Origin of the sequence: Bacillus sp. 7_6_55CFAA_CT2 (assembly GCF_000238655.1) — a bacterium.
Taxonomy (GTDB): domain Bacteria; phylum Bacillota; class Bacilli; order Bacillales; family Bacillaceae_G; genus Bacillus_A; species Bacillus_A cereus.
This window is the reverse complement of the sequence record NZ_JH414709.1, coordinates 401,531-407,858: the sequence shown is the minus strand read 5'-3', so window position 1 is coordinate 407,858 and position 6,328 is coordinate 401,531. Positions and strand designations below refer to the sequence as shown.

The window sequence follows — 6,328 nt, the reverse complement described above, 5'->3', positions numbered from 1 at the left end:
TTTTTTATAACATCCTTATTTTTTCACAACTTCATGTCCACCGAACTGATTACGTAGTGCTGAAACTACTTTTCCATGGAATGTATCATCTTCCTGAGAACGATAGCGCATAAATAATGACATAGCGATTACTGGTGCTGCAGCTTGAAGTTCAAGTGCAGTTTCAACAGTCCATTTTCCTTCTCCTGAAGAGTTCATTACACCTTTAATGCCATCTAGTTTCGGATCTTCTGCAAATGCTTTTTCAGTTAAGTCCATTAACCAACCACGGATAACTGATCCGTTCGCCCATACTTTTGCAACATCTTCATAATTGAAATCAAAGTCACTCTTATCTAGTACTTCAAATCCTTCAGCGATTGCTTGCATCATGCCGTACTCAATACCGTTATGAACCATTTTTAAGAAATGACCACTACCAACACGGCCAGCATAAGAATAGCCATTTTCTACTGCTAAATCTTTAAATAAAGGTTCTAATTGGTCGTAAATTTCTTTTTCTCCACCAACCATTAAGCAAGCACCGTATCTAGCTCCTTCTACACCGCCTGATGTACCGATATCTACATAATGTAATCCGAAGCTTTTTGCTTCTTCAGCACGGCGTAACGTATCTTTATAGAATGAATTTCCGCCTTCAATAACGATATCACCTTCATCTAATAACGAATATAGATCTTTTAGTACTGACTCTACAACTTCTCCTGCAGGCACCATTACCCAAATTGTACGAGGAGCTTCTAGTTCAGCAATCATTTCTTTTAATGTATGACGTGCAGTAATTCCTAGTTTTCCTGCCTTTTCAACAAGCTCTTTATTTACATCGTATACTACTACTTCATGCTTGTCTTCATGTAAGTGTTCAGCTAATGGGAATCCCATTTTTCCTAATCCAATTAAACCTAGTTTCATATTAATCAATCTCCTATTTTATACAAATATATTTAATATCGAAATTAGCCCAAGTGCTACTACAGATAATATAGTCTCCATTGCAGTCCATGTTAATAATGTTTCTTTCACAGTCATTCCGAAATACTCTTTAATCATCCAAAATCCTGAATCATTCACGTGTGATAAAATTAATGACCCTGCACCAGTTGCAAGTGCTAATAATTCAACATTTACACCTGGTGTGCTTGCTGCAATCGGTGCAACAATTCCAGCCGCTGTCATCATAGAAACAGTAGCTGATCCAGTTGCAATTCGGATTAGTGCCGCAATTCCCCACCCTAATAATATCGGTGAAATATGTGATTCTTTCGCCATATCTGCAATTGTCGTTCCAATTCCAGAATCTAATAATACTTTATTAAATGCGCCGCCTGCACCAATCACTAACAATATGTTTGCAATAGGTCCAAGGCAATCATTTGTAAATTGTAACACTTTATCTTTTGAGAAACCTTTTGCATATCCAAGACTAAAGAAAGAGTAAATGGTTGCAATTAATAAAGCCACAATCGGATCTCCAATAAAGTGTAATACTTGTGCTAGTTGACTCGTTTTATTTAATGCAACTTCTGCTATTGATGCACCAAGCATAAGAAATACTGGAAGTAAAATTGTAAACAATGTATTCCAAAAGCTAGGAAGCTCTTTTTTATTATCTTTTTCAACAAATTGCTCCGCTATATCTAATGGTACTTCCTTATGTATACGAGCACCAATCCATTTCCCGTAAAGTGGACCTGAAATAATTGCAGTTGGAAGTCCGACAATTAACGCATATAAAATTGTCTTCCCTACATCTGCTTTAAAAATGCCAACTGCCGCCATTGCCGCTGGATGCGGTGGAACAAGTCCGTGTACGACTGACAGTCCTGCTACTAGCGGAATACCAATTGTAATAAGTGATACCCCAGTTTCTAACGCAATTGTAAATACTAACGGAATTAATAGTACAAATCCAACTTGGAAAAATACCGGAATCCCTACTAAAAATGCAACGAACATCATCGCCCAGTGAACTCGTTTCTTCCCAAAACGATTAATTAATGTGTTAGCAATTCGTTCAGCACCACCAGATTCGGCCATCATTTTTCCAAGCATCGTTCCTAGTGCTAAAACTATCGCTAAAAATCCTAACGTATTACCAAGCCCTAGTTTAATAGAATCAATAATCCCTGGATCTTTTGGTGAAGTTCCAATTAAAGGCATTCCCATTGCTAATCCTACACCAATTGCTGTTAAAATTAATGCGACAAATGGATGCCATTTTACTACCGTAATAAGTAAAAGTAGTATGACAACTGCCGCTAGTACGATCCCAACTACCATTTCTCCCAATCCCCCTATTGTTTACGTTGGAAAGCAGCTATACAATCAAATTCTTCTTTCAAGCGATTGTAAAGTCGTTCATACATATAAAACATTTCTAAATATATAGACGTATTTTCTTTATTCGGTACATGATGATGGACAATATCAATCCAATCCTTTACCTCTTCAAGAGAATCAATTTTTCCTACAGCATATAAAGCAACTGCCGCTGCCCCAAGCGCAGATGCTTCATGACTTTCAGGTACAAACAATTCTTTTCCCATCATATCGGACAACATTTGTCTCCAAAATGCAGATTTTGCAAACCCTCCTGAAACTCGTATTTCAGTAAGTGGACCTGTACAATCCCTGATTGCGAGTGCTACTGAATATACACTCATACAAACACCTTCCATCACTGCACGTATAAAATGTTCTCGCTTATGTTGAAGATTGATTCCAAAGAATGTACCACGAGCATTGGCATTCCAGTAAGGTGCGCGTTCTCCAGATAAGAAAGGTAAGAACAATAGCCCATCCGCTCCAGCTGGTACGCTTTCTGCATATTTAATTAATAAATCATAAGGATCAATGCCGAGCTTTCTTGCTACTTCTTGCTCTGGACTACCAAATTCATCACGTAACCATCTCAGTAATATTCCGCCGTTATTCGTTGGACCACCGATTACCCAGTGCTCATCTGTTAATGCGTAACAAAACGTTCTCCCTTTCTCATCTGTATTTATATTTGATGAGATTGTTCGAACCGCACCACTCGTTCCAATCGTAATTGCAGCCGCACCCGGTGATATCGCACCAACTCCTACATTTGCAAGAACCCCATCACTTGCTCCGATGACAATTGGTGTTTCTGCACTTATCCCCATCTTCTGTGCTAATTCTGGCTTCATACCTGATAAAATATATGTAGTTGGTACAGGGGTTGATAATTGTTCTGGTGACATATGTAACATAGTTAAAACATCTTCATCCCAGTTTAATGTTTCTAAATTAAATAACCCTGTAGCAGAAGCAATCGAATAATCAACTACGTAGCGTGAAAATAATTGGTAAATCACATACTCTTTAATGGAAATGAATTTATAGGCACTTGTATATAACTCTGGTTCCTCTTCTTTCATCCATAACAATTTAGAAAGTGGTGACATCGGATGAATCGGTGTACCTGTACGTCTATAAATTTCATGCCCATTCATTTGTTGTAATAATTTTTCTGATTGCTTCGTACTTCGATTATCTGCCCAAATGATAGAACGCGTTAATGGCGCACCATTTTCATCTACTGCAATTAATGCGTGCATAGCTGTACTAATACCGATTGAAGAAATATGTTCTGGTAATACATTACCTTTTTCAATGGCAACGCTTACACTTTTGTATACAGCGGCACATATTACATCAGGATCTTGCTCAGCCCATCCTACATTCGGTTGAATAATTGGGTAATCGATTGCATGTGATGCAATGACTTTTCCTTTTTCTGTGAACACAACCGTTTTTGTACTTGTGGTACCGATATCAATCCCGATTACTCTCCCCCTTGTTTCCATGCGAATCTTCCCTTCATTTCTAGCAAAATACGATTTAGTAAACCGTTTACATGAATTAGTATATAAAATATTTTTTCATTTATCAAGTTATACAAAGAAAATTTTTTTCATACCAAAAAAATAAATCCCCTCATTCCATTTCACTTATATACTACATTTAGCTTTTCCATGCGGTAAACTTACGTTATATTCGTTACGCAATACACTCTTTCCTCCCATTAACAACACATACATACTCCTCCATACGTTCTACTTATTTGCATGAAGAAAGAGTTGAAACGCAATATTCATTTTTAGGGTTCACGTAACATCACCATCAAGCCAAGAAAAGTAACTAACCGCAGAATGAGAATTCTGTGCATTTTGCTCTTGTTTATTGTTTTAGGTTCACTAGTCCTTTTATCTTGATAAACATAGAGCGCGGCCCCCTACTATCACTTTTTTATCTTGTAAATATATCTTGCATACTATAAAACCGAAAATTATTTTATTTTTCAGAAAAATAAAAACAATAACATGAAATTTATTGTATAATGTTGTAAAAAGATGTCGGAGGGATTTAATGTTAAATAAAATATCTCAATTCACAATTAAGCTTTCATCAATTCTTTTATCACTCTTACTATTATTAAATTTACCTTATTTATTTATCACTCAACAAGGATTTACCTTTCAACCAATTTATTTTTTTAATCAGACCGTTACTATGTTAAAACAGGTTTTTTCCCCTGAATCATTAGTGATTATAGGATCAGACCCGAAGTTTGGCCATTTCAAAAAAACACCATTATTTCCAACTGTTTTAGAACCTTACCTATATTCATTTACTATATTATTTTTAGCCTTTTTTCTTGCTCTCTTTTTATCATCTAGCATGGCATTTTTTTATTTTTTAGCAAAAGATTATATAAAAAAATGGATAAACCGAATTGTGTTCATATTAGAAGCTGTCCCTGATATGATGATGATGATTTGTTTGCAAATATTTTTCATATGGGTACTTCAGAAATTTGGGGAATCTCCTGTCACTATTATTTCTTTTAATGAAAATCGAGCTTATTTACTTCCTATTTTATCATTAGCTGTCTTACCTACATTACAAATGTTTCGGATGATGGTGTTATACATAAAAGAAGAGCAAGGAAAACATTACGTAGAGGTTGCATATGGAAAAGGCCTTTCATCAAGTTATATACTATGCATTCATTTATTCAAAAATATATCTATCCACTTCTTCCACCATTTAAAAACGATTTTTGTTTTCTTACTTTCTAATTTATTCATTTTAGAATTTGTTTTTAATATGGAAGGCATTATTCAATTTTTATTTAATAAGGCGTTTGTTTCACCTCCAGCTGCATTTATCATACTTGTTATGATTGTTTTACCATTTTACGCCATTTTCCAAATAGTCTCATTCATGATGAATAGATGGAAAAAGCAATTGAAAGGAGTATCATTATGAAATCTATTTGGAAATCAAAACGCTTTTTAATCGGCTTTGCTTATCTATTCATACTTATTTCAGCTAGTTTTATTTATAGTTGGTTCTTTAAAGATAACATCCCAAAACCTCCTCAGTTACTTTACAATGAAAATAACGAATTACTTGGAAAGGCCCCCTTTCCGCCATCGTTAATTCCACCTTTTGGATCTGATCGTTTTGGAGAGTCTGTTTTCTTACAAATTGTAGAAGGAGCAAAATTCACTATTTTATTAGCCGTGGCAATTAGCTTCTTTCGAATTTTATGCGGAACATGTATAGGAATCCTCTTAAGTTTATTTGCTCCAAAACTCAAGAGATTTTTCCAGTCATGCTCAGAAGTTTTTTATTATATTCCAACTCTATTTATCGCATTCATACTCATCACGCCCGTTAATATTATAATCACATCAAATGCTGATGGGGTAGATCCAAATATTTCATTTACGTTTTATCAAGTACTCGTACTTATTTTCGTCGCTCTGCCTACACTTTCTTTATACATATCCTCAGAGGTTGATGAATTTATGAAACAAGATTACATCTTAAGTTCACAATTACTGGGGGCTAGTCGTTTTCATATTATTAAAAAACACTTACGAGTCTTATTACTTGACCGCTTATTTGTATTATTTATGGAACATATCGTCCAAACACTCATACTCGTTATCCATTTAGCGTTGCTTAACATTGTAATTGGTGGCATACAAATGCGTGAACTCTATGACGGAGTGCTCAAACCTGTTTCTCTATCTAATGATTGGGCAGGTCTTATTGGATTAAATCGTAATGAAATGAATCTTTCATGGTGGATTATTTTTTATACTCTCGCTTCATTCTTTATTACGATTCTATTTATTAAGCTTATGACCATCGGGATTCAAGATGCACTGAAAGCAAGAGATTCGCAAATTGTAGCAATTCAAAACGTTCCAGATCATAAAAAATTCGTTAAACATAAAGATTCCTTTTCGTTTGCAAATAAAGTAAACCTTTAATCATTTCTCATTAA

The 6,328-nt window shown here is 35.1% G+C and carries 5 protein-coding genes; 2 read left to right on the top strand and 3 right to left on the bottom strand.

Features of this window, described 5'->3' with window-relative positions; translation table 11 throughout:
• Positions 1 to 15 precede the first annotated feature (15 nt).
• The 3 genes from gnd to gntK are packed head-to-tail and all read right to left on the bottom strand — an operon-like array spanning position 16 to position 3,833.
• Positions 16 to 912, bottom strand: coding sequence for a phosphogluconate dehydrogenase (NAD(+)-dependent, decarboxylating) (gene gnd, locus HMPREF1014_RS11200; RefSeq protein WP_000765980.1), 897 nt, complete (start codon positions 910 to 912; stop codon positions 16 to 18).
• Positions 913 to 930: 18 nt separating this feature from the next.
• Positions 931 to 2,280, bottom strand: coding sequence for a GntP family permease (locus HMPREF1014_RS11195; RefSeq protein ID WP_000260208.1), 1,350 nt, complete (start codon positions 2,278 to 2,280; stop codon positions 931 to 933).
• Between the two features lie 14 nt (positions 2,281 to 2,294).
• On the bottom strand, positions 2,295 to 3,833 hold the full coding sequence (gntK, locus tag HMPREF1014_RS11190; RefSeq protein ID WP_000450009.1) for a gluconokinase: 1,539 nt from the start codon (positions 3,831 to 3,833) through the stop codon (positions 2,295 to 2,297).
• 562 nt (positions 3,834 to 4,395) lie between these two features.
• On the opposite strand from gntK, the gene HMPREF1014_RS11185 reads away from it, so the two are divergent.
• Both HMPREF1014_RS11185 and HMPREF1014_RS11180 read left to right on the top strand, forming a co-directional pair.
• Entirely contained in the window at positions 4,396 to 5,298 is a 903-nt protein-coding gene (locus tag HMPREF1014_RS11185; RefSeq protein WP_000932684.1) for an ABC transporter permease subunit, read from the top strand.
• Positions 5,295 to 6,314: an ABC transporter permease gene (locus HMPREF1014_RS11180; RefSeq protein WP_000836558.1), complete on the top strand. Its 1,020-nt coding sequence runs from the start codon at positions 5,295 to 5,297 to the stop codon at positions 6,312 to 6,314. The genes HMPREF1014_RS11185 and HMPREF1014_RS11180 overlap by 4 nt, the downstream gene beginning before the upstream one ends.
• Positions 6,315 to 6,328: the final 14 nt, after the last annotated feature.

Coding starts and splice junctions, on each gene's coding strand:
- HMPREF1014_RS11195 (WP_000260208.1), bottom strand. CDS start 2,280: ATGGTAGTTGGGATCGTACTAGCGGCAGTTGTCATACTACTTTTACTT.
- HMPREF1014_RS11180 (WP_000836558.1), top strand. CDS start 5,295: ATGAAATCTATTTGGAAATCAAAACGCTTTTTAATCGGCTTTGCTTAT.
- gnd (WP_000765980.1), bottom strand. CDS start 912: ATGAAACTAGGTTTAATTGGATTAGGAAAAATGGGATTCCCATTAGCT.
- gntK (WP_000450009.1), bottom strand. CDS start 3,833: ATGGAAACAAGGGGGAGAGTAATCGGGATTGATATCGGTACCACAAGT.
- HMPREF1014_RS11185 (WP_000932684.1), top strand. CDS start 4,396: ATGTTAAATAAAATATCTCAATTCACAATTAAGCTTTCATCAATTCTT.